General features: G+C 55.3%; 19 protein-coding genes and 3 tRNA genes. 16 read left to right on the top strand and 6 right to left on the bottom strand.

Features of this window, described 5'->3' with window-relative positions; translation table 11 throughout:
* Positions 1-7: 7 nt before the first annotated feature.
* A complete protein-coding gene (locus H3Z84_RS00425) occupies positions 8-544 on the bottom strand; it encodes an RDD family protein (protein ID WP_022989562.1) in 537 nt (178 codons plus the stop codon).
* Positions 545-649: 105 nt separating this feature from the next.
* Between H3Z84_RS00425 and alaS the strand changes: the two genes are divergently transcribed.
* The 6 genes from alaS (at position 650) to H3Z84_RS00395 (ending at position 5,443) form a co-directional block, all read left to right on the top strand.
* Positions 650-3,280, top strand: a complete 2,631-nt coding sequence (gene alaS / locus H3Z84_RS00420) for an alanine--tRNA ligase (RefSeq protein ID WP_199455855.1) — start codon at positions 650-652, stop codon at positions 3,278-3,280.
* Positions 3,281-3,383: 103 nt separating this feature from the next.
* Entirely contained in the window at positions 3,384-4,625 is a 1,242-nt protein-coding gene (locus H3Z84_RS00415) for an aspartate kinase (RefSeq protein WP_058340610.1), read from the top strand.
* A gap of 170 nt (positions 4,626-4,795) precedes the next feature.
* The gene (gene csrA / locus H3Z84_RS00410) at positions 4,796-4,993 is read left to right on the top strand and encodes a carbon storage regulator CsrA (protein WP_022989559.1); all 198 of its coding nucleotides are present in this window, start codon (positions 4,796-4,798) and stop codon (positions 4,991-4,993) included.
* A 126-nt stretch (positions 4,994-5,119) separates the two neighbouring features.
* Positions 5,120-5,209 (top strand) — tRNA-Ser (locus H3Z84_RS00405).
* A 59-nt stretch (positions 5,210-5,268) separates the two neighbouring features.
* Positions 5,269-5,345 (top strand) — tRNA-Arg (locus H3Z84_RS00400).
* 21 nt (positions 5,346-5,366) lie between these two features.
* Positions 5,367-5,443 (top strand) — tRNA-Arg (locus H3Z84_RS00395).
* Positions 5,444-5,487: 44 nt separating this feature from the next.
* Here H3Z84_RS00395 and H3Z84_RS00390 read toward each other — a convergent pair.
* Positions 5,488-6,024, bottom strand: a complete 537-nt coding sequence (locus H3Z84_RS00390; protein WP_199455854.1) for a DUF2058 domain-containing protein — start codon at positions 6,022-6,024, stop codon at positions 5,488-5,490.
* A gap of 104 nt (positions 6,025-6,128) precedes the next feature.
* Here H3Z84_RS00390 and dbpA point away from each other — a divergent pair, with 104 nt between their 5' ends.
* The 4 genes from dbpA to H3Z84_RS00370 all read left to right on the top strand — a co-directional run bounded on the left by dbpA (position 6,129) and on the right by H3Z84_RS00370 (position 11,145).
* Positions 6,129-7,502 (top strand): ATP-dependent RNA helicase DbpA, encoded by a 1,374-nt coding sequence (gene dbpA / locus H3Z84_RS00385; RefSeq protein ID WP_199455853.1) that lies wholly within the window; start codon positions 6,129-6,131, stop codon positions 7,500-7,502.
* 223 nt (positions 7,503-7,725) lie between these two features.
* Entirely contained in the window at positions 7,726-7,977 is a 252-nt protein-coding gene (locus tag H3Z84_RS00380) for an OadG family protein (protein WP_094625654.1), read from the top strand.
* A 41-nt stretch (positions 7,978-8,018) separates the two neighbouring features.
* On the top strand, positions 8,019-9,797 hold the full coding sequence (oadA, locus tag H3Z84_RS00375; protein WP_094625655.1) for a sodium-extruding oxaloacetate decarboxylase subunit alpha: 1,779 nt from the start codon (positions 8,019-8,021) through the stop codon (positions 9,795-9,797).
* A 13-nt stretch (positions 9,798-9,810) separates the two neighbouring features.
* On the top strand, positions 9,811-11,145 hold the full coding sequence (locus tag H3Z84_RS00370) for a sodium ion-translocating decarboxylase subunit beta (protein WP_416226046.1): 1,335 nt from the start codon (positions 9,811-9,813) through the stop codon (positions 11,143-11,145).
* Positions 11,146-11,406: 261 nt separating this feature from the next.
* On the opposite strand, the gene H3Z84_RS00365 is transcribed toward H3Z84_RS00370, so the two are convergent.
* Genes H3Z84_RS00365 through imuA form a run of 3 tightly spaced genes read right to left on the bottom strand, consistent with a single transcriptional unit; the run spans position 11,407 to position 16,635 of the window.
* Positions 11,407-14,523, bottom strand: a complete 3,117-nt coding sequence (locus tag H3Z84_RS00365) for an error-prone DNA polymerase (RefSeq protein ID WP_199455851.1) — start codon at positions 14,521-14,523, stop codon at positions 11,407-11,409.
* A complete protein-coding gene (locus H3Z84_RS00360; protein WP_199455850.1) occupies positions 14,523-15,941 on the bottom strand; it encodes a Y-family DNA polymerase in 1,419 nt (472 codons plus the stop codon). Before H3Z84_RS00360 ends, H3Z84_RS00365 begins: the two co-directional genes overlap by 1 nt.
* A gap of 4 nt (positions 15,942-15,945) precedes the next feature.
* Positions 15,946-16,635: a translesion DNA synthesis-associated protein ImuA gene (imuA, locus tag H3Z84_RS00355; protein ID WP_199455849.1), complete on the bottom strand. Its 690-nt coding sequence runs from the start codon at positions 16,633-16,635 to the stop codon at positions 15,946-15,948.
* A gap of 127 nt (positions 16,636-16,762) precedes the next feature.
* Here imuA and H3Z84_RS00350 point away from each other — a divergent pair, with 127 nt between their 5' ends.
* Positions 16,763-17,098 (top strand): 4a-hydroxytetrahydrobiopterin dehydratase, encoded by a 336-nt coding sequence (locus H3Z84_RS00350; RefSeq protein WP_199455848.1) that lies wholly within the window; start codon positions 16,763-16,765, stop codon positions 17,096-17,098.
* On the opposite strand, the gene H3Z84_RS00345 is transcribed toward H3Z84_RS00350, so the two are convergent.
* Positions 17,095-18,081, bottom strand: coding sequence for an integron integrase (locus H3Z84_RS00345; RefSeq protein WP_199455847.1), 987 nt, complete (start codon positions 18,079-18,081; stop codon positions 17,095-17,097). The two genes, H3Z84_RS00350 and H3Z84_RS00345, sit on opposite strands and share 4 nt — an antisense overlap.
* 825 nt (positions 18,082-18,906) lie before the next feature.
* Between H3Z84_RS00345 and H3Z84_RS00340 the strand changes: the two genes are divergently transcribed.
* The 5 genes from H3Z84_RS00340 to H3Z84_RS00320 all read left to right on the top strand — a co-directional run bounded on the left by H3Z84_RS00340 (position 18,907) and on the right by H3Z84_RS00320 (position 23,266).
* Complete coding sequence (locus H3Z84_RS00340) at positions 18,907-19,248, top strand: SMI1/KNR4 family protein (RefSeq protein ID WP_199455846.1); 342 nt, start codon at positions 18,907-18,909, stop codon at positions 19,246-19,248.
* Between the two features lie 116 nt (positions 19,249-19,364).
* Positions 19,365-19,712 carry a DUF3024 domain-containing protein gene (locus tag H3Z84_RS00335; RefSeq protein ID WP_022993294.1) on the top strand — a complete coding sequence of 116 codons (348 nt, stop codon included), beginning with the start codon at positions 19,365-19,367 and terminating at the stop codon, positions 19,710-19,712.
* Between the two features lie 494 nt (positions 19,713-20,206).
* Positions 20,207-20,497 carry an Ada metal-binding domain-containing protein gene (locus H3Z84_RS00330; RefSeq protein ID WP_323126972.1) on the top strand — a complete coding sequence of 97 codons (291 nt, stop codon included), beginning with the start codon at positions 20,207-20,209 and terminating at the stop codon, positions 20,495-20,497.
* 451 nt (positions 20,498-20,948) lie between these two features.
* The gene (locus H3Z84_RS00325; RefSeq protein ID WP_094624792.1) at positions 20,949-21,395 is read left to right on the top strand and encodes a hypothetical protein; all 447 of its coding nucleotides are present in this window, start codon (positions 20,949-20,951) and stop codon (positions 21,393-21,395) included.
* Positions 21,396-21,544: 149 nt separating this feature from the next.
* A complete protein-coding gene (locus tag H3Z84_RS00320) occupies positions 21,545-23,266 on the top strand; it encodes a hypothetical protein (protein WP_199455844.1) in 1,722 nt (573 codons plus the stop codon).
* Positions 23,267-23,392: the final 126 nt, after the last annotated feature.

The raw sequence follows: 23,392 nt of genomic DNA, 5'->3' as shown, positions 1-23,392 counted from the left end.
TGAAGGTTTACTTTTTCGCGGCTTTTTCTACCTGAACCACAACGCTGTTGGATGCCCGGTCGGTCAGTGACAGTCCGTTGATCGGGTAGAACAGGGCGATAATAGCGGGAACGCTGATCAGCAGGGTAACGGTACCGATGTAATGGCTTGCCAGCATGGTGAGGAAAACCACCGCCGAGGCTGTGCCGTAACGAAACAGGGCCTGGGTCCAGCTGACTGACGTGCCGTCCAGGTTTTCGATCCGAACCCGCCATACCTGCATACCCAGGGTCTGGCCAATGCGGGTCCAGAAGTAGGCAAAGAACAGATACAGCACCAGGAAGAGCACGAAGGTGAGCCCCGGATCGCCCGAGAGCTGGCCGGCTTCAGCCATTTGTTCGTACTTGTCCCAGCCCGTAATCCACCCGGCAATCATGGTATAAATCCAGGTGGCGACCAGCAGGACCGCAATACTGATCAGGCCATCGTAAATAATCGCCAGAGCCCGCTTGAGGGCGGTTGCCGGTGGCAGCAGTTGCTCGGCGTCATGAAAGCGTCGGGGCATGGGGTCTCCTGTGAGGTTTCACGTTTTTCCTGTTCTCGGCGTGTGCTAGAGTAGCGGATTTGCACACGCATGTAAGTATTGCTATTTCAAAGGTATCAAAGGTCTATGAAAACCGCAGAGTTGCGACAGGCGTTTCTGGAATATTTCAAACAGCAAGGTCACACCATTGTGCCGAGCAGTTCCCTGGTACCGGCAGACGACCCGACACTGTTGTTCACCAACGCTGGCATGAACCAGTTCAAGGATACCTTCCTTGGCCGTGAAGAGCGCGACTATAACCGGGCAACATCGTCCCAGAAGTGTGTGCGCGCCGGCGGCAAGCATAACGACCTGGAGAACGTGGGTTATACCGCCCGCCACCATACCTTCTTCGAAATGCTGGGCAACTTCAGCTTCGGCGATTACTTCAAGCGCGAAGCCATTAACTTTGCCTGGACCTTCCTTACCGGTGAGAAGCACCTGAACCTGCCCCAGGAAAAGCTGTGGGTAACGGTTTACGCAGAAGACGACGAAGCCTTTGATATCTGGAACAAAGAAGTTGGCGTGCCGGCAGACCGCATTGTTCGCATTGGCGACAACAAGGGTGCGCGCTACGCTTCTGATAACTTCTGGCAGATGGGTGACACCGGCCCCTGCGGCCCCTGCACCGAAATCTTCTACGACCACGGTCCGGACGTGGCTGGCGGCCCTCCCGGTAGCCCGGAGGAAGACGGCGACCGCTACATCGAGATCTGGAACGTGGTGTTCATGCAATACAACCGCACCGCCGATGGCGAGATGCTGAACCTGCCCAAGCCTTCTGTGGATACCGGTATGGGTCTGGAGCGAATTGCAGCGGTGTTGCAGGGCGTTCACAGCAACTATGAAATCGACCTGTTCCAGGATTTGCTGAAAGCCGCTTCCGGGATTCTGGGTGGTGCAGCCACTACCGAGGCCTCACTGCGCGTCGTGGCCGACCACATCCGTTCATGTGCCTTCCTGATTGCCGATGGCGTGATGCCGTCCAACGAAGGTCGTGGCTTTGTGCTGCGCCGGATCATCCGCCGTGCAGCCCGTCACGGTAACAAGCTGGGTGCGAACGAACCGTTCTTCTACAAGCTTACCGGTGCCCTGGTTGAACTGATGGGCGATGCCTATCCGCAGCTGGTCAGCAGCCGCAAGCAGATCGAAAAAGTACTGCTGCAGGAAGAAGAGCAGTTCGCCAAGACCCTGGACAAAGGCCTGCGCCTGCTGGAACAGGATATTGCCGAGCTGAAGGGCACTGAAATTCCCGGCGAAACCGTGTTTACCCTGTACGACACCTACGGCTTTCCGGTAGACCTGACCAACGATATCGCCCGCGAGCGTGGCCTGACCCTCGACTACGAAGGCTACGAAAAGGCCATGGAAGCCCAGCGTGACCGTGCCCGGGCCGCGAGCAAGTTCGGCATTGATTACAACGCCGCCGGCATCACCATCGAAGGGAAAACCGAGTTTACCGGTTACGACCACATCGACGGCCACGAGCGAATCCGCACCGTTCTGGTGAATGGCGAAGAGAAAACCGCCGAAGCCGGTGATGAATGTGTTGTAGTGCTGGAGCGAACCCCGTTCTACGCAGAATCCGGCGGCCAGGTGGGCGACACCGGCCTGCTGACCTGGAGCGGTGGTCGCTTCAAGGTAACCGACACCCGTAAAGAGGGCGATAACCACCTGCATGTGGGTACGCTGGTAGAGGGTGAGCTGTTCCCGGGTCTGGAAGTAGACGCCCGTATCGATCACGCCCGCCGCGAGCGCACCAAGCGTAACCACTCCGCCACGCACCTGCTGCACGCAGCACTGCGTAATGTGCTGGGTGAGCATGTAACCCAGAAAGGTTCCCTGGTAGACCCCGACAAACTGCGTTTCGACTTCTCCCATTTCGAGGCGGTCACTGCCGAGCAGCTGAAAGAAATCGAACGCCAGGTGAACGAGCAGGTACTGGAAAATACCCCGGTTGAGATTGACGTTACCGATATGGAAACCGCCAAGGCTAAGGGCGCGATGGCGCTGTTCGGCGAGAAGTACGGCGACGTGGTTCGGGTTCTGAGCATGGGTACCGATCGCTATTCTGTTGAGTTATGTGGCGGTACCCACGTATCCCGCACCGGCGACATCGGTTTGTTCCGTATTACCTCCGAGAGCGGTATTTCCTCCGGCGTTCGCCGTATTGAAGCGGTGACTGGCTTCGGCGCCCTGGAATGGCTGGACGCCACCGAGCGCACCCTGCGTGAAACCGCCCGCCTGGTTAAGGGCACCCGCGAGACTGTCGTGGAGAAAGTTCAGCAGGTTCTCGACCGCAACCGTCAGCTGGAAAAAGACATGGATGGCCTGAAGGCCAAGCTGGCAAGCTCCGCCGGTAGCGACCTTGCTGGTAATGCGGTTGAGGTTGCCGGATTGAAGGTTGTGGCAGCAGAGCTGGAAGGTGCAGACCGCAAGGCCCTGATGGAAACCGCTGACCAGTTGAAGAACAAGCTGGGCGAGGGTGTGGTGGTGCTGGCCACTGTGGAGGATGGCAAGGTGACGCTGGTTGCCGGCGTAACCAAGTCAGCCACTGGCCGCATCAAGGCTGGCGACCTGATGAAGCATCTGTGTGCCCAGGTAGATGGTAAAGGCGGTGGTCGCCCGGATATGGCTCAGGGCGGTGGTAACGATCCGTCCAAGCTGGCAGAAGCCCTGGCCGGAGTTCCGGGCTGGGTCGAGCAAAATATCGGATAAGCAACTGTTTTCGGAAGCGGGCGGAGGTTTATAATTCCGCCCGCTTTATTTGACTGGCGGAGCCTGGCTCCGCTGTAAGGCCCGTTTCGGAGTTTGGGAAAGCATGGCTCTGTTGGTTCAGAAATTTGGTGGTACATCCGTCGGCACAACCGAACGGATTGAAGCGGTCGCTGACAAGGTGTGTCAGTTCCGCAAAGATGGTCATGACATTGTGGTGGTGGTCTCCGCTATGAGCGGCGAGACCAATCGCCTGATTGCCCTGGCCAACGACATTATGGAAGAGCCCACGCCCCGCGAAATGGACGTGCTGGTTTCCACCGGTGAGCAGGTCACTATCGCCCTGTTATCTATGGCGCTGCAGAAGCGCGGCTGTGATGCCCGGTCTTATACCGGCTCCCAGGTGCGGATACTGACGGACAGCAGCCACACCAAGGCACGCATTAAAGATATCGATGAGCAGAACATGCGCGCGGATCTGGATGCAGGTCGGGTTGTTGTGGTTGCCGGTTTCCAGGGTGTTGATGAGCGAGGCAATATCACCACGCTGGGCCGCGGTGGTTCCGATACCACAGCCGTTGCCTTGGCCGCGGCGCTGAAGGCGGACGAGTGCCAGATTTACACCGATGTTGACGGCGTTTATACGACCGACCCACGGGTAGTAGACAGCGCGCGCCGGCTTGAGCGAATTACGTTCGAAGAAATGCTTGAGATGGCCAGTCTGGGCTCGAAAGTGCTCCAGATCCGGGCCGTCGAATTTGCAGGTAAATACAATGTTCCATTAAGGGTGCTGTCCAGCTTCGCAGAAGGCGAGGGTACCCTGATTACTTTTGAGGATGAGAACGCCATGGAACAACCGGTTGTTTCCGGCATTGCCTTTAACCGTGATGAAGCCAAACTGACCATCTCCGGAGTGCCTGACACTCCGGGCAGCGCCCTGCGGATTCTCAAGCCGGTGAGCGATGCCAACATCGAGGTGGACATGATTGTCCAGAACGTGGGTGAGGATAACAAAACCGCATTCACCTTCACGGTTCACCGTAATGATTTCAAGCGTGCCCAGGACGTTCTGCGCGGCATCAGCACTGAAATTGGTGCCGGTGAAGTGGGCGGCGACACCAAGATTGCGAAGGTGAGCATTGTGGGTGTTGGCATGCGTTCCCATGCCGGCGTTGCAACTAAAATGTTCGAAGCGCTGTCTAACGAAGGCATCAATATTCAGATGATCTCCACATCGGAAATCAAGATTTCCGTGGTGATCGACGAGAAATATCTCGAACTGGCCGTTCGCGCACTGCACAGTGCCTTCGAGCTGGACAAGTCCGGGGTAGTAGAAGAAGGAATGTGAGGGCAGGGTGCCCTTTGCTTCCTCCTGAAGGTCATTGAGGAAATCTATAGAGGTTGGAGATTGTATAAGTATTATTCCGCCTTTAGACTTCGCGGTGATCTCATTATAAAAGCAATAAGTACATAGAAATGTAGTCGGAACAGGTAGCTTTGGAATAGGGAGAAAGGGATATGTTGATTTTGACTCGCCGCGTTGGCGAAACTCTGATGATCGGTGACGAAATTACCGTTACCGTTCTCGGAGTGAAGGGGAACCAGGTTCGCATCGGTGTTAACGCACCTAAAGATGTTGCCGTTCACCGCGAAGAAATCTATCAGCGGATTCAGTCCGAAAAAGGCTCTGACGAGCCGGAACCGGGCAATCGTTGATCAGAAAGAAAGCCGCTCAAGGGAAACCTGAGCGGCTTTTTTAATAATAGGGAAAATCGGTTAGAAAAATATCGTGTCAACCCTATGAAAACAGAAAAATTATGGTAGTATACGCCCCGTTCTCAAGGAGAGGTGGGTGAGTGGCTGAAACCAGTTCCCTGCTAAGGAACCGTACGAGCAATCGTACCGAGGGTTCGAATCCCTCCCTCTCCGCCATTTCCCAGCGGAAAGGCGAGAACCGGTTGAAGTAGCATTCAACCACTGCGAAAGATTGTGCGGCTGTAGCTCAGCTGGATAGAGTACCTGGCTACGAACCAGGCGGTCGGAGGTTCGAATCCTCCCAGCCGCGCCAATTTTCGCCAATCAGTTTCAAGCGGCTGTAGCTCAGCTGGATAGAGTACCTGGCTACGAACCAGGCGGTCGGAGGTTCGAATCCTCCCAGCCGCGCCATATTAAACAAAAAGCCCCGCCAAGTGCGGGGCTTTTTGTTTCTGTTACCACATCAAATCGTCGGGAATCTCATAACCCGCGTACGGATCGTCCTCGCCGGCGTCGTCCTGTTTCCGCTCATGCATTGAGATAATGGCAGCTTCATCCCGTTCCATAATCTTGCGTGCTACCTTGTCCGGGACAACTTCGTAGTTTTCGCCAAGGGCGACGATGGCCAGCCGCCCCCTCGAAAGCTGGTCAACCATCTTGTCGTCCACCAGGATTTTCTTGATCTTCTTGCCGTCAACAAACTGGTAAGGCGTCTCGCCCCGGCTGCGATCCAGTCGGTTGGTTTCGATCAGCTGGCGAATCTGGGCCTGGATGGCTTTTTTCTCGGCTTCTTTCTGCCGTTCCAGGTTCAGCTGACGATCTCTTTCGGCCTGTTCCTGCCTTGCCTTGCGTGCGCGCTCTTCGGCTTCATTCACCTGGGCAGCGCCTTTCGGCTGTTGTTTCCGCTGTTTACGCTTTTCGCTGCGAATGGCCCGGGCCTTTTTCTCATCAGCCAGCCCGGCTTTCATAAGTTGTTCCTGCAAAGACGCCATCAGTGACTCCGTGGATTCGTGATAAACTTCAGCAATTATCTGTTCAGTATACGCCGTCAGTGCGCACTCAATAACCCACGTTTACTTCACCTCACGGATTTTTTATGTCTTCTTTCAAAGAGCTGGGACTGTCGCCTGCCATGCAGGCCAACCTTGACCGGCTGAATTACACGCAGCCAACCGGTATTCAGGTAAAAGCCATGCCGCCGGCCATGGCTGGCCGGGATGTGATTGCCATGGCCCAGACCGGCAGCGGCAAGACCGCGGCCTTCGGAATACCGCTGATCGAAAAGCTGCAGCCGAAGCAGTTCGCGGTACAGGCGCTGGTGCTGTGTCCTACCCGGGAGCTGGCAGACCAGGTGGCCAAGGCCCTTCGGGAGCTGGCTCGGGCAAAGGAAAATGTAAAGGTGCTTACCCTGTGTGGCGGTGTGCCCATTGGCCCGCAGATTGGTTCGCTTAGCCACGGTGCCCATATTGTGGTGGGCACACCGGGCAGGGTGGAGGACCACCTTCGCAAGGGCACCTTGAACCTGGATCGCCTGAAAACCCTGGTGCTGGATGAAGCAGACCGGATGCTGGACATGGGTTTTGAAGAAGTGATGACTTCAATTCTTTCGCAGACGCCACGTAATCGCCAGACACTGTTGTTTTCGGCTACCTGGCCAGACGCGATCCGTACCATCAGTGAACGCTTCCAGACCGAGCCGGAAGATGTGCGGGTTGAGGCGCAGGAATCCGGGCCGGATATTGAAGAGCTGTTCTATGAAATCGCGCCGGATCAGCAGGTTGCTGCAGTGGCGGCGTTACTTTCGCGTTTCCAGCCATCGGCCAGCCTGGTGTTCTGTACCACCAAGCGCGACTGTGATGAGCTGGCCGACGAGCTTTCCCGGTTGGGATTTGCTGCCTTGTCTTTACACGGTGACCTCGACCAGAAAGACCGGGATGGCACGCTGGTGAAGTTTGCTAACCAAAGCTGCACCGTGCTGGTAGCTACGGATGTGGCGGCCCGGGGGCTGGACATCAAAGGCCTGCCGCTGGTGATTAATGCCGAGCCTGCGCGGGATCCGGAAGTTTACACCCACCGAATCGGGCGTACCGGCCGGGCGGGGGAGCAAGGCCATGCGATTACGCTTTGCACGCCGAAGCAGGGGCACAAGATAACCCGTCTGGAAGCTGATCGGGCAAAGTCCGCGGAGTGGGGTGATACGGCCGGGCTGTTGGCAGAACGGGTGCGCCCGGTACGCCCGCCAATGAAAACGCTGTGCCTGGCCGGAGGCCGCAAAGAAAAGGTTCGCCCCGGTGATGTTCTGGGAGCGCTCACCGGTGACGCAGGCATTCCCGGCTCTGCGGTAGGCAAAATCGATCTGTTCGATTTCCAGTGCTTTGTTGCGGTGCAGGTAGAGTGGACAGATAAGGCGCTCGCCAGGCTTGAAGCAGGTAAGGTGAAAGGCAGGAAAATACGCGTTCGCTTCGCGTAATCGCGCTTTGAATAAAGTGGCGCTTCAGTTGTCTTTTCAGGCCGGAGCGCTCGGAAACTCCCTATAGAAATGTGTCCTTTAGGTTGCTCCTGATCAATGAAACCGGTAAATTACGCAGGATTTTGCCTCCCGTTTTGCTTTTTTGGGCCATAAGACTTTGGTCTTATTTGGCCTGGTGGTAATCCGGGGAAATCACACAAACCAATACAGGTAGCTGTTCGCTATGAATGACCTGATGTCACAAGCCGTTGAGCTGATGATCGCCGGCATGGGTTTCGTGTTCGTGTTCCTGGTTATCCTGGTATTCGCGACCGGCCTGATGTCCAAAATCATTCTGCGGTTTGCGCCGCCAGAGCCGGCAACCCCGGCCAGAACGCCACGTGCCAAGCCGAAGGCGCCCACGTCGGTTGACCCTGACACCGCCGAGGCCATCAAGAAGGCGATTGCACAATACCGGGCACGCCACAAGAAGTGACCCTGGTACAGATTAGAACCTTTTAACAGAAGGCTGACACGATGACTGACACGAAAAAACCGCTTGGGATTACGGACGTAATTCTGCGTGACGCCCACCAATCCCTGCTGGCCACCCGCATGCGGCTGGATGACATGCTGCCGATTGCCGAGAAACTCGACAAAGTCGGTTTCTGGTCCCTCGAATCCTGGGGTGGTGCTACCTTTGATTCCTGTATCCGTTACCTGGGTGAAGACCCCTGGGATCGCATCCGCGAGCTGAAAAAAGCCATGCCCAACACGCCCCAGCAAATGCTGCTGCGCGGCCAGAACCTTCTGGGCTACCGTCACTATGCGGATGACGTGGTAGAGCGGTTTGTAGACCGTGCCGCCGAAAACGGCGTAGACGTGTTCCGTATTTTTGATGCGATGAACGACCCCCGCAACCTGGCCACCGCCATCAAGGCCGTTCGCCAGACCGGCAAGCATGCCCAGGGTACGATTTCCTACACCACCAGCCCGGTACACACCATCGAGAACTGGGTGGAGCTGGCTAAGGAAATCGCCGACATGGGTGCCGATTCCATCGCCATCAAGGACATGGCCGGTCTGCTGAAGCCTTACGTGGCTTATGACCTGGTCAGCCGTCTGAAGAAAGAGCTGGATATCCCCATTCACATGCAGTGCCATGCCACCACCGGCATGTCCACCGCCACCGCAATCAAAGCCGCCGAAGCCGGCATTGATAACGTGGATGCGGCCATCTCCTCCATGAGTATGACCTACGGCCATTCGCCCACCGAGGCGATTGTGGCGATCCTGGAAGGGACCGACCGCGATACCGGCCTGGACCTGAACCTGCTGGAAGAAATAGCGTCTTACTTCCGCGAAGTGCGTAAGAAGTACGCCAAGTTCGAAGGCAGCCTGAAAGGCGTCGATTCCCGCATCCTGATTGCCCAGGTTCCGGGCGGCATGCTGACCAACATGGAAAGCCAGCTGAAAGAGCAGAACGCCAGCGACAAGTTCGACCAGGTACTGGCCGAGATTCCCAAGGTACGTGAAGATCTGGGCTACATCCCGCTGGTAACCCCGACCTCCCAGATTGTGGGCACCCAGGCGGTACTGAACGTACTGACCGGCGAGCGCTACAAGTCGATCTCCAAGGAAACCGCCGCCATCCTGAAGGGTGAGTACGGTTCCGCACCGGCTCCGTTCAACAAGGAACTGCAGGAGCGGGTTCTGGATGGCAAAGAAGCGATCACTTGCCGCCCGGCTGACAAGATCGAGCCGGAAATGGACAAGCTGACCGCAGAGCTGAAAGACATTGCCAAGGAAAAGGGTATCAAGCTGGCCGAGCAGGAAGTGGACGACGTTCTGACCTACGCCCTGTTCCCGCAGATTGGTCTGAAGTTCCTGGAAAACCGTGGCAACCCGGATGCGTTCGAGCCGGTTCCGAGTGCTGACGACGTCGCACCGGCCAAGAAAGCCGCGGGTCCTGAGACCTACACCGTGGAAGTGAATGGCCAGAAGTATGTGGTGGCCGTGAACGAAGGTGGCGAAATCAGCCAGATCGAAGGCCAGGGCGGTGCGTCTTCTGCACCGGCGGCCGCTGCTCCGGCCGCTGGCGAAGGCGAGCCTGTACTGGCCCCTCTGGGCGGCAACATCTGGAAAGTGCACGTTTCTCCGGGTGACACCGTGGAAGAGGGCGATGTGATGATTATCCTCGAAGCCATGAAAATGGAAACCGAGGTGCGCGCACCCAAGGCCGGTACCATCGGTGAAGTCTTCATCAAGGAGGGGGATGCCGTCTCCGTTGATGATGAAATGCTGACAATCGCATAAGGGCCAGCATTCCATGGATAAAATGATGACACTGTGGACAGGTAGTGGCCTGTTCAATATCGAGCTCGGCCAGGTGGTGATGATCGCCATCGGCCTGCTGCTCCTCTATCTTGCGATCAACAAGAAATTCGAGCCACTGCTGCTGGTCCCCATCGGGTTCGGCGGTATCCTGGCGAATATTCCGGAGGCAGGGCTCGCCCTGACTGCGGCGGAAAATGCCATCCACTTCTCTCTGAAGAATGGTGGTACCGAGATTCTGGCGGCCCTGGCGGCGCCCCTGGACGTGGCCTACCAGGCCGGCCAGGCGGTGACCCCGGAGCTGAAAGATATCTTCAAGGAAGCGGTCAAGGAAGCCAGCTACTCTGAAATGGCCATGGCCAATTCCATCGCCCAGGATTACGGCTACGGCAACGGTATGCTGTACAACTTCTACTCCGTGGTTATTGGTAGCACCATTGGGCCGCTGTTGATCTTCATGGGTGTAGGCGCGATGACCGACTTCGGCCCGCTGCTGGCAAACCCCAAGACCCTGCTGCTGGGTGCAGCGGCTCAGTTCGGTATCTTCGGTACGGTACTGGGTGCGGCCCTGCTGGACTGGACCGGCGTTCTGGAATTTACCATTCTGGAAGCGGCTGCCATCGGTATCATCGGTGGTGCTGACGGCCCGACGTCCATCTATGTATCCAGTGTTCTGGCGCCACACCTTCTGGGTGCGATTGCGGTGTCTGCCTACGCCTACATGGCGCTGGTGCCGATGATCCAGCCGCCGATCATGAAGGCGCTGACCTCCGAGCAGGAGCGCAAGATCAAGATGAGCCAGCTGCGCCCGGTGAGCAAGAAAGAGAAGATCATCTTCCCGCTGGTGGTGCTGATTGCCGTGGTTCTGTTCCTGCCGGATGCGGCTCCGCTGCTGGGTATGTTCTGCTTCGGTAACCTGATGCGTGAGTGTGGCGTGGTAGAGCGTTTGAGCGATACTGCCCAGAACGCACTGATCAACATCGTGACCATTTTCCTGGGTCTGTCCGTTGGCTCCAAGCTGATGGCGGACAAGTTCCTGGATGGCCAGACCCTGGGTATCCTGGGCCTGGGTATTGTGGCCTTCGGTGTGGGTACTGCTTCGGGTGTTCTGATGGCGAAGCTGATGAACAAGCTGAGCAAGGAGCAGATCAACCCGCTGATCGGTTCTGCCGGGGTGTCTGCGGTGCCAATGGCGGCGCGGGTGTCCAACAAGGTGGGCCTGGAAGCCAACCCGCAGAATTTCCTGCTGATGCATGCAATGGGCCCGAACGTGGCCGGTGTTATCGGCTCTGCGGTTGCAGCGGGTGTGATGATCAAGCTTCTGAGCTGATTGTTTTTCACTGCTGTAGTTATAGAGAACCCTGCTTCGGCGGGGTTTTCTTTTTTGTAGCCTGCTAGTTTGGGGGCTGGCACCGGGGTGGCGGGGCCTTCCAAAAACCGCTCCTGCGGCACATCCGTGTGGCGCTTCTGCTCCGCCATCCATGGCTCCGCACATTTTTGGAAGGCCCCGCCACCCCGATGCTTCTGAACTCCGAACTGTAAGCCATAAGAGTGCAGAAAAATTTGCCTTGTGGTGTTCGTTCTCGGGTGATCAGTGAAAATCCCGGGAAGATACCGGTAACGAGTTAATCAGGTGGCTCAGATCAGACAGCTTGCCGGCCATGACATGAACGATATCACCCTCTTTTTCGATAACACCCTTCACGTGTAACAAGCGCGCGGTGAGTAACGGTTTGCGTTGTCTTCGGGCGGTTTCGAGCCAGATGACTACGTTGATGTTGCCGGTTTCGTCTTCGAGGGTTACGAAGGTGACGCCGGAGGCGGTGCCGGGGCGTTGGCGGCCGGTGACCAGGCCGGCGACTTGTACGGGGATGCCGGGGCGGGTGGTTTTGAGTTGGTCGGCGGTGAGGCAGTAGCTCAGGTGGCCTTGTTCGCGGAGCAGGGCGAGGGGGTGTCTTTGTAGTGTTAAGCCCTGGCTGCTGTAGTCTGCGAGGACGTTCTGGCCTTCGGTGGGTTCCGGGAGCAGGTGGCAGGGTTCGGGTTGGTAGTCTGCCATGGTTTCGTTGGCGAAGAGTTCTGCCGGTTCTTCGTGTTCGAGCAGTTGCCAGTAGGCCTGGTGGCGGTTGCTGGTGAAGTCGGGCATGGCATTGGCGCCGGCGAGGAGCTCCATGTCTCGTTGGTTGAGGCCGGCGCGGGTGCGCAGTTCGGCGGCGCTTTGGTAGCCGTTTTTCGGGCGATTCTGGTGGATGCGGTCTGCGCCGCTGGAAGACAATCCCTGAATGATCCTCAGGCCAAGGCGCAGGTGTTGTTCCGGGCCTTGCAGGGTGTGTTCCCGGTGGCTGTGGTTGACGTCTGGCGCCAGTACGGTGACCTTGTGGCGTTGGGCATCCTGCACCAGTTGGCTGGGGGAGTAAAAACCCATGGGCTGGCTGTTGAGGAGGGCGCAGTAGAAGGCGGCCGGGTGGTGGCGCTTGATCCAGGCGGAGACGTACACCAGTAAAGCGAAGCTGGCGGCGTGGGATTCCGGGAAGCCGTAGCCGCCGAAACCGCAGATCTGTTGATACAGGCGCTCGGCGAAGTCCGGATCGTGGCCCCGTTCGAGCATGCCGTTGATGAGTTTGTCCCGGAACGGGGTTAAGTCCCCGTGGGATTTCCATGCGGCCATGGCCCGGCGCAGTTTGTCGGCTTCGCCTCCGGTAAAGCCGGCGGCGACCATGGCCAGTTTGATCACCTGTTCCTGGAAGATGGGCACGCCCAATGTGCGCTCCAGTACCTGCCGGACGGCATCGTTGGGGAATTCGACGGGTTCCAGGCCGTGTTTGCGGCGCAAATAGGGGTGCACCATATCGCCTTGAATGGGGCCGGGGCGCACGATGGCGACTTCGATCACCAGGTCGTAGAAGGTTTCCGGTTTCAGGCGCGGGAGCATGTTGATCTGGGCCCGGGATTCCACCTGGAATACGCCGATGCTGTCGCCTTTTTGCAGCATGGCGTAGGTGTCCGGGTCTTCCTGGGGCACATCCTGCATGGTGAAGGCCTGGCCTTTTTCTTCGCTGATCAGCTCCAGTGCCTTGCGGATGGCGGTGAGCATGCCCAGAGCCAGTACATCCACTTTCATCAGGCCCAGGCTTTCCAGGTCGTCCTTATCCCACTGGATGACCGTGCGGCCTTCCATGGCTGCGTTTTCCACCGGCACCAGTTCCGCCAGTGGCCCTGCGCTGATAACAAAACCACCTACGTGTTGAGACAGGTGGCGGGGAAAGCCCAGTAAGGTGTTCACCAGGGTAAAGAACTGCTCCGCCACTTTCGGGTTGCGGGTGAGCCCCTTGTCCAGTATCTGCTGACGCCAGTTGGTGCTTTTATCGCGCCAGTCGATGCCGTCGAGCAGCTTTTCTACCAGGGCGGCATCAAAGCCAAGTGCCTTGCCCACATCCCGGATGGCGCTGCGGTAGCGGTAGCGGATAACCGTGGCGGCCAGCGCCGCCCGTTCCCGGCCGTAGCGCTGGTAGATGTACTGGATGACCTCTTCCCGCCGCTGGTGCTCGAAATCCACATCGATATCCGGTGGCTCGTCCCGGTCTTTCGAGATGAAACGTTCAAACAGCAGCTCGACCTTGGCCGGGTTCACCTCGGTAATGCCCAGGCAGTAACAGACGGCCGAGTTGGCGGCTGATCCTCGCCCCTGACACAGAATGCCCCGTTTGCGGGCAAAGGCCACGATGTCGTGGATGGTGAGGAAGTAGTGCTCGTAGTTGAGCTCCGAGATCATCCCCAGCTCTTTGCGGATCAACGCCTGCACTTTCATCGGGGTGCCTTCGGGATAACGGCGGCGTTCGCCTTCCCGGGTCAGGCGTTTGAGATAGGCCGCCGGGGATTCGCCTTCCGGTACAAGATCAGGCGGGTACTCATAGCGCAGGCTGCCGGGCTCGAAGCTGCAGCTGTTGGCAATGTTTACGGTTTCCTGAAGCCAGGCTTGCGGAAACAGGCGTTGCAGCACCGGGAGCGGGCGCAGGTAGCGTTCACCGTTCTGGAACAGGCAGTGGCCGGCGTTTTCGACCGTGGCATGGTGGCGCAGGGCGGTGAGTACATCTTGCAGGGGCTGGCGTTCCCTGGCGTGCATGTGTACTTCGCCGGTTGCTGCCACGGCTAGCTGTAAGTGTTCAGCCAGCGCGCGTACCCGGGCCAGCTGTTGCTCCTCGCCGGCCTCCAGGGTGCGGGTAGCGCCAATGCGCAGGCGTTGTTCAAACAACCGCTGCAACCATTCACCACACGCCACGGCCTGTTCGTAGCTGGCCGCCGCCGTGGAAGGTGGTTGCCACAGGCACAGGCAGTGATCCAGCTCGTGGGTTTCAATATCCCGGGCAAACAGCTGGTACTGGCCTTTTTCTGCCCGGCGCCGGCCGGTGGTGATCAGCTGGCACAGCTGGCCGTAGCCCTTGCGGGACTGGGCCAGCAGAATAAAACGGGGTGTGGCAGCGCCAGCCGGAGCATCTTCCAGTTCAAACCAGCTGCCGGTAATCAGCTTCACCGGGCTGTCTTTCAAAGCGGCCCAGGCCCTGGGAATACCCGCCACCGAGCAGGCGTCGGTGATGGCGATGGCGTGATAGCCAAGTTCCAGGGCCCGTTCCGCCAACTCATGGGGGTGCGAGGCCCCGGTGAGGAAGGTGAAATTGCTGAAACAGAAGAGTTCTGCGTAGCTGCCTGCCATTAACCAAACCATCCATGTATGAACCAGCCATCGTTAACATCCCGGAACACCCAGGCCAACTCGCCGCCCGGTAACCGGGCGATGTAGTAATCCCGGTGTACCCGCTGGCCATCCCACCAGCCACCGCTGATGCGTTCCGGGCCGGAATGCCAGGCTACCGGCGTTTGTTCCAGTGGCCGGGGGCCTTTCAGCAACCACAAGGGGCGGTGGGGAAGTAGCGCCGAAGCGCTGTCCTGGCGCTTTCCGGGTTTGCGTACTTCGCTGGCAGACCAGGCATGTTCCGGCCGGTGATCGTCCATTGGCGCCAGTTGCTTGAGGGCCTGTTCACCCAGTCGGGCCTGCAGGCGGCTGATCAGTGTGTGCCAGGCCTCGTTCAGATCCTGGGTTTCGCCCAGCAGATCCTGGCCCCCCGGCGCCTCCCGGCCGGTAAAGCGTTTAACCGCCAGAACAAGGCCGGTGACTGGAGCCCGCAGCGGTTGCTGGTCCAGCTTCAGCTGTATCAGTTTCAGAAAAACCTCGGCCCGGTGCTCCGGCCCGGTGGTGCGGATACGCAGGCGGGTGGGCTCTTCATGCCGGTGCTGCAACACCAACAGCAGGGTGTCGGTATCCTGCTGGCGCCAGCACAGGTCTTCTTCCAGCTCTGCCAGTATTCGCTGCAGCGAGAACAGCAGCCCCTGAGCGTGCTCCACCTCCTGAATAAAGTCTGCCCGCTGCCGGAACGTGTGGGGTGGCTGCCAGGGTGCCTTGGGATCGGCCCGGGTGCCCTGTATTTTCTGGATAATGGCCAGAAGCTCCGGAGATAACCGCCGAGCCAGTTCCGGGGCAGGTAGGGCAAATACCTCCCCCAGGGTGTTCAGGCCAAGGCGCTGCAGGCGGGTGCAGGATTTCTTGTCAAAGCCTGCAGCTTGTAACGGCAGATTGCCAAGCGCCGTCAGGATATGACCTTTGTCTGCGGTGCATTCGCCCTTGCCGGTGTGGGCCAGCAACCGGGCGGCCAGAGGCGTGTGGCCAATAGCCACCCAGGCCGTGAGCTGGCGTTCTGTTAACGCCTGCTCCACCGTTTGCCAAATGGCCGGCAAACCGCCGTACAGCTTCTGCAGGCTACTGACTTCGGCCCAGAGGCCATCCGGCGGCGCCAAGGTTATATGTGCGGCATAGTGGTACAGCCATCTCGCCTGATCCTCCAGTAACCAGGCCTCCTGTTTTGCATCTGCCCGCAGTATGTTGAGGTCCGGAGCCAGGCCGAGGGCTGTTTTCAGGCGCATACCCGAGGTAATACCCAGGTCCCGGGCGGTGGGGCAGGCCTGAACAACGCCTTGCCCGGCACCGTCTACAATCGCCAGGGCGCCCGTGGCATTCTGGTTGCGGCGGACGTGGTCCAGCAACAGGTGAGGGAAGTGCAGGTAAAGCCAGAGCACAGGGCTACCCCCGGTCCTCGGGCCAGGGCCCCTGAACGACACGAGAGGAATCCTGAACAGCAATGTTGGCCCGGTGCCCGAGAGCAATGGAACAACGCTGCCCCGGCCAGCTACCGCGGCGTTTGATAATGTTTACCTTGAGTTCCTGATGTTCACCGGGGGCCAGTTCCAGCCGTAAGGCTGCTGGAGAGTTCTGCTCTGCAAACCGGCGGCTACGGAACAGCACGCATACATTGCCACCGGCTTCTGATGCCAGTTGTAAACGCCGTACATCCCGGCTGGCGAGCTTGCCCGGCCAGGCCAGCACCAGCCCGGTCACCGGGGAGCGCAGGCAGTTTTCCATGGTCCACAAAAAATCCCCCTGATCCCGGGTGTTGATCATCACCAGGTGGTCCAGATCTACCCATTCACGGGCGAGTGCGGGAGCGTAAGGCGTGTGCGGCGGGTTCAGCCAGAAAATGGTTTTGCTGGCGGCTGATATCCGTTGCATCAGCGGCAGTACCAGGTGCAACTCGCCAATGCCGCAGGTGTCGAGCAGGCACTCACTCAACGCACCCCGCGGCCAGCCCAGACCGCCCAGCTGGTTATCCAGCACCTGATAGCCCGTCGACTCCGCCGGCTGGGTGGTCTTTCTGTGCTTATGGCCCTGCCAGATACGGGCATCTTGCAGAAGGCTGCTGAGTAATTCGCTCATGGGAAATTATCCGAATACTGTTTATATATACAGTATTCTTGTGAGGGCGGAATTTCAACTACCAACTTGATAAAACCGGGCACGACACCCACGCTGAACACAGCAACCCGACAAGGAGGAACCAGCCATGACAAAACTAAGCCAACAAGCCTGTGAGGCCTGCCGCGCAGACGCCCCCAAAGTGACCGGCCAGGAGAAACAGGAGCTGCTGAGCGCCATCCCCGACTGGGAAGATGTGATGGTAGACGGCGAGGAACAATTACGCCGGGTATTCACCTTCAAAAACTTTGTGGAAGCACAGGCCTTCACCAACAAAGTGGCGGACCTGGCCGAAGCGGAAAACCATCACCCGGCGATTTTGCTGGAGTGGGGCAAAGCCACCGTGCGCTGGTGGACCCACAAAATCGGTGGGTTGCATAAAAATGACTTCATTATGGCGGCCAGAACAGATGAGCTCTATTAAAAGGCCTCGTCCACCGGGCTGCGCACACCAAAGCCACCCTTACGGACAACATGAGTGTAGATTTCGGTGGTACGAACATCGGAATGCCCTAGCAGTTTCTGAATGGTTCGTAAGTCATAACCCGCTTCCAGAAGCCTGGTGGCAAAGCTGTGCCTGAAGGTGTGACTCCCTGCGGGTTTGTGAATGCCCGCAGCGCGAATGGCAATCTTGAAATGCTTCTGGACGGTTCGGTCCAGCATGTGGTGGCGGCGCCGTATTCCAGAGCGTGGATCCATAGAAAGATCCGGTGCCGGAAACACATACTGCCAGTCTGGTTCCTGACTGGCGTTGGGGTATTTTTTGGCTAAGCCGGCGGGCATATACACGGAGCCACAGCCACGGGTCATATCCATTTGATGTTGCAGAAGGGCAAAGTTGATCTGCTTCTGAAGGGGGGTAATCAGTCTGTCTGGCAGCAGTGTGATCCTGTCTTTACCGCCTTTCCCTTCCCGGACAATTAACTGCTGCATTCCGAAATCAATGTCTTTAACCCGCAGCCGAAGCGTTTCGCTGATCCGTAAACCCGCCCCGTAAATCAGCATGGCGATCAGTTTGTACTCGCCTTCCAGGTTCGCAATCGCCCGCGTGGCTTCGTCCGGGCTGAATACGACGGGCAGCTTCTTGGGTTTTCTGGCTGGCTCATATTGGAGTTCTTCCAGGGGCGCCCCCAAAAACTCGCGATATAAAAAGATCAGAGCATTCAGAGCTACTCGCTGGGTAGCCACGCTGACATTTGCCTGCAGTACCAGGTGAGACAAAAATGCCTCTACTTCACCAGAGCCCATGGTTTCCGGGTGCTTTCGGCCATGAAACCGGATAAAGCGCTTGATCCAGAAGACGTAGGTTTTCTCGGTTTTGTAGGCCAGGCCACGTAGCCGGATGAAGCTCCGAAGCCGATCCAGAAACCGGGTTGGCTGGGCCGGGATGGGGGCGGGGATATCCATATCCTTAGTACTCCTTAAGCTGTATATGCGTACAGTAAAATAATTTAAGGTGAAGTCAACCGAGAAATTTCGACGGAGTTATACGAACGCGTTCGCAAAACTCCGAAAAATCCCAAAGAATTATTCGTAACCTTCTGATATGGTTAAAAGTAAAAGTTAAAAGGGCGGAGTTATACGCCCCAGGATAAGGGCAGGAGTGGCTCTGTTGAGGGCGTATAACTCCGGCGGTAGCCGTGGTGGATTGCTCTCATGTTTTTGTTTTTGATTAGAAAAATTAAAAATTTCGAGCGCGTTTTGGTTGGAATTATACGAATGCGGGATATACGAACTCGTTCGTAGAATTAACTGTTAAAAATCAGGTGAACATGGGCCGCATACGGAAGTTCTTTCATGACGCTGCGAGGCTAAAGCCCTACTACAGGGTCTGTTCAAATGTAGCTGCGGGTTTGGGAGTAGTGATCGGAATCGGCCTATGGTACTTCACTTTGGTTCCCCTCTTAGCTGCCTCGCTAGGCATTGATGTTGCCAACTCTGCCCAACCTGGGGATCCAACTGCGTTCTTTGCAATCACTATGGTTTTGCTGTTGGTAGTGTCTATGATCATTTGCGTCCAGGGAGTCTTTTTCTCTCTGGTCTTACTTGGTCGCTTGAGGTTCGCTGATGTGATGTCGGTCATCTTTCGTTTGCGCTACCCTCAGAGTTGGACCAATTTTTAACAAGTCGCAGCAGTACGCGGCCGATGGCCGCCGGACGCCCTTTCCATGGCTCCTTCGTCGCCATTCCAAGGTCGCCGCTGTGCTCAGCGTTATGTGCGAGGGAAGCATCATGGCTATCTCTGAAATAGAAGTATATTTCGGGCAAGAGCTTCCGATCGCCTACAGAGACTTTATTCTAGGCCAACCAACAGGAATAACTGGGGACATTCATCTGTACCCCCTTGCGCTACTGGTAGAACGGAATGAGTGCTACGAAACGAGAAAGTATGCGCCCGGCTACATAAGTATCGGAGATGATGGTGGAGGGCAGGCCTTCCTGATCAGCTTTGACGAAGATGACCCGGCGGTGGTCGCGGTAGACCATGGGAGCATGGATCCTAAATTCAAAGAGCTGGTTTGCTCAAGCTTCAGCGGTTGGGTGGCTACAGGCTTTCAGTATGAAGACGGGTAACCACATAACCATACGGTCAACCGGACACCATAGCCCTGGCGGGCTATGGTTCCCTCCGCTGGCGCTCCGGTGCCGGTTACCTTCGCGTTATGTGGGCGTTCCCATAGAGAATCCATATGGCATTCAGTGAGTTCGAAGCAAAGAAAATTGAGCGGGCCGCTTCTGAATTTCTTGAAGACCGGAGGCCGCCAGTAGAGATCCGACCCAAGTTAGATCTAGACGTGCGAGTTTCCGGCCAGAGCGTCCAGATTGTCGAGATTCGCCCGCATTTTCGTGAGCCGGCCACGATCATTGAGTCGCCGGTGGCAAAAGCGACCTACGTCAAGAAATCTCAACGCTGGAAAATCTACTGGATGCGTAGCGATCTGAAGTGGCATTCGTACACGCCAGAACCTGAGTCACGCTCCATCGAGGAATTCTTTGCTATCGTGAATGCTGATGAGAATGGCTGTTTCTTCGGGTAGCACATAACCAGTCATTCAAGTTCGTTCCCGGCCTGACGGCCGTCCACCGGACGCCCTAGTCGGGCGCCGCTTAATATTGGCGTTATTGGCCCGGCATTCGTGAGTTTTTAGCAGGTGGGGTGCAAAGGCCTTGGCACCGGGATTGGTTGTAAGCCCGCTCACTCTGGTGATCGCCAAGGCCGGAAAATGCGCTGTCTGGTTTGGTTGCCACAGTGGTCAGCGGTGTTGGTATTCATGGTGTGCCCCAGTTGTGGGGCCGTCCGTCATAAACGGTAGTTGGGCCGGCAGATTTTGCGTTCTGGTTCCTTTCGCCATCCGTCGAGTTGGTGCAAGCTGTCCGGGAGAGGGCATGCGGCCTGGGTTTCCAGGCTTAACCATGGTGGTGAACGGCCATTAACCAGGCGGTCAACCGGACGCCAAAAGCGTGCCGCTTTTGGTTCCCTCCGCTGCGCTCCGGCGCCGGTTACCTCAGCGTTATGGGTAAGGGAGTATCTGTGAAAACGTACAAGTTGTTAGCAGCAGACGGTACTACAGTCATCAGCAAGACCCCCGGCACTCTGGGCGGCAATGCCAAAGCGAAAATCTATGGCCGCTTAGATTGCTCCGCAGCCAATGGTGCGCTGTCAAAAGGGTATGCCGAACATCGTGTTTTCTTTGCGGACGAGGAGAACGCCATTCAGGCTGGATATAGACCTTGCGGGCGGTGCATGACCTCGCAGTATAAAGATTGGAAGTCTGGGCCGGACGGTAAAGAGAGCTATCCGTGGAAACAGCTGCCCAAGTAAAAACCATAACAAGGCAATCAAATTCGTTCCGGCCTTCGGCCTCCACCGGACGCCCTTGTCAGGGCGCCGTTTATTGCTGGCGTTAAAGGCCTTGGCTTCGGTGTCCATTGGCTGGGTGCTGGCATCTGCTTCAGTGGTTGCCCGCAGACAGAAAACATCCCTCAGTCTGGCAACGGGTTCGCCGGCCAATCTGGCGTACAGGTCACGGGGCAATCTGGCGCAGCATTCTGAGTTCAGCCTCTCATTCGGTGTTCTGGTTCCTGGCGCCATGGGTTAGGTTGGTACACAGTATCGGGAGTAGGCATTCGGTATTGGGTGCCAGTTCAAAAACCAAGGGTAAACAGGCCCTTAACAAGTCGCATCAGTACGCGGCCTACGGCCGCCGGACACCCTTTCCGTGGCTCCTCCGTCGCCACTCCAAGGGTGCCGCTGTGCTCAGCGTTAAATTGATATGGAAATCGAGTACGCATATAGCTTTTCGGAAAATGTCTTTTACGCGGGCTTGGGGATGTTGCGCTTTTACTTTTGGCTCATTCCCTTCGCACTCATCTATAGCTACCACAAGCGTAGAGGGTCTCTACTGAAGCTTTTTTGGGCCTTGTGTACGGCATCGTTGCTTTTTTACTGGGAATATGACGCGCTAAGCAATAAATTTGGGAGACTCGCATACGACGAGAGCGGTGTAACTCTGGAGCAGAAAAATGGGCAGCGTGTCTCATTAGATCCAGAAAAAATAGAACGTTTCTGGTCCATATCGATAGGCCGGAGTGGCGGTTGGTCCTGCTATCTTTTGGTAAAAGCAGAAGATCATGACTATGAGAGTTTCATTGTTCGTAAGCGGCAACACCTCTGTGAGGATGATGCGAAATTGCTTAATGCCTACTATGGCAAGAGATAAATTTAACAAGTCGCTGTAGTACGCGGCCGATGGCCGCCGGACGCCCTTTTCATTGCGGCTGCGCCTCCATTACAAGGTCGCCGCTAAGCTCAGCGTTACAGGTCTAAATAAACTCATAAAAATTCAGTATTAATTTGGAATTTTAATAAATGTATATTTCTGTCGAACAAGCTCAAGAGCTTGATAAGATCGTTAAAAGTAACGAAGTCGCGTTAAGAAGCTTTATATCAGATGTGATCATCTCAAAGCACGAAGATAAGGATAGTTTCAAATCTTCTCTTGAAAACATCGCAATATCTGACGAATTAATTTACTCAAGGCGATTTTCAGCGAAATTAAAAAGTTTTATACGTGATAATGAAAAAGTATTTTCTATATTGATCGAATGCAGAAAGTCATTGTTGAATAAACATTATAACAATGACGTTCCTTATGTTTCAGAAATAATCGATTTATTATTAATATATTTCAACTCCTATTTCCATAACAAAAATTTAACAAAAGAATTTAGCTCGGTGGAAGAGTTTCACTATTGCTGCACTCTTTATCATCAGGTAAGAAATAACTTGTCGCATCCGGCCTCAAGGCCGATAACTAAAGTTGACGCCAGTAAAGTAATATACTTCATAAAAAATCTCTTATCTACTTTAGATGGTAAGTATTACTGGTACTGCTCTAAAGAGAAAATTAAAAGTGATATAAAAAAATACGTTGGCATTAATATTGGAAACCAGCCTAGGCATATAAACTTATCATCAGCAAAGTCAACACATAAAAATCTTATCTGTCGTGATGATATCATAACTGATTTATATGAGTGTTTGCTTGGCAGTGATATTAGGCGTCGACTAGCAGGATCTATAGTTCTATATGGTTATGGAGGCGTAGGTAAGACAGCAATAACGACAGAGTTTTTATATCGCGTATTGAGAGATAAAGCCGATGGGTATTTTGAAGATTTAGAGTTTTTGTTGTTTTATTCAAGTAAAGATGAATATTTGAGGGAGAATAAAACAACAGGTGAGCTGTACATAGATACAGCAAAGCCAGAGTTCTCAACACTCGAAGAGCTTCAGGAATTAATATGTAAATCTCTACGTTTTTCTGAATTAGAGGAGATGGAAAAGACGGACCTAAGGGGTATAATAGCAATTGATAACATCGAAAATATTGGAAATGTTGAAAAAAACAAGATAATTGAATATATAAAATCACTGCCAAGAACAATTCAGTTCATAATAACATCTAGGAATGAAGAGCAGTGCGAAGAAAAAATACATATAAAAGAGTTCGGTAGCGATGAGGTTGGGTACCAATTTGTGTCAACACTTATTGAGTCAGAAGGGTTCAATATTGGAATAGATAGAGAAGGTATATTTGAAATATTGCAAGCATCGAAAGGTAATGCTTTGATTATTCTTCAAGTTTTAAATATACTTAGTAGAGATGTTTCTACATTTGATCAGGTTGTTAAATCTCTTTTCAGCATGCGGTCAAAAAATACAGAAATGATCGCAAACTTCATGTACAAAAACACCTTTGATAGTGCGTTAAAGTACTTGAATGATGCGGGATATCCTGTAATTAAAGTTTTACAGGTAATTTCACTCTACGACGAAAGAATTGAGTTGTATTCGATAAGCCGACTCACAAAAACTGAAATTTCGGATGCTGAAAGGCTCTGTAATTATCTACTGGAAAGGCTGATTTTAAATAAGTCAGGTGAATATTACGAACTGAACGAATTTGCCAAGAGGTTTGTATTTATCAAGTTGTTGCCTGATAGATTTGAATTGAGTAATTTAAAAGAAAATATTAAGCAACACAAAGAGAGAATGAATCAGAAGCTTACAGAGCTAGGGAGGCTCTGAATAAGTCTCAAAATCAGCGATAATACGGTCATCGTCAACTGCACAGGATTCGTTGCCACCATGGATCAGATCACCTTCTCCGAAGCCGAGTACCAGACCAAGAAGCGTAAAACCCGCCGCGAGATT

Source organism: Marinobacter sp. bablab_jr003 (assembly GCF_016464245.1).
In the GTDB taxonomy this organism is placed as follows: Bacteria; Pseudomonadota; Gammaproteobacteria; order Pseudomonadales; family Oleiphilaceae; genus Marinobacter; species Marinobacter vinifirmus.
The sequence above is the reverse complement of the archived record's forward strand: the minus strand, read 5'-3'. Positions and strand labels throughout refer to the sequence as shown.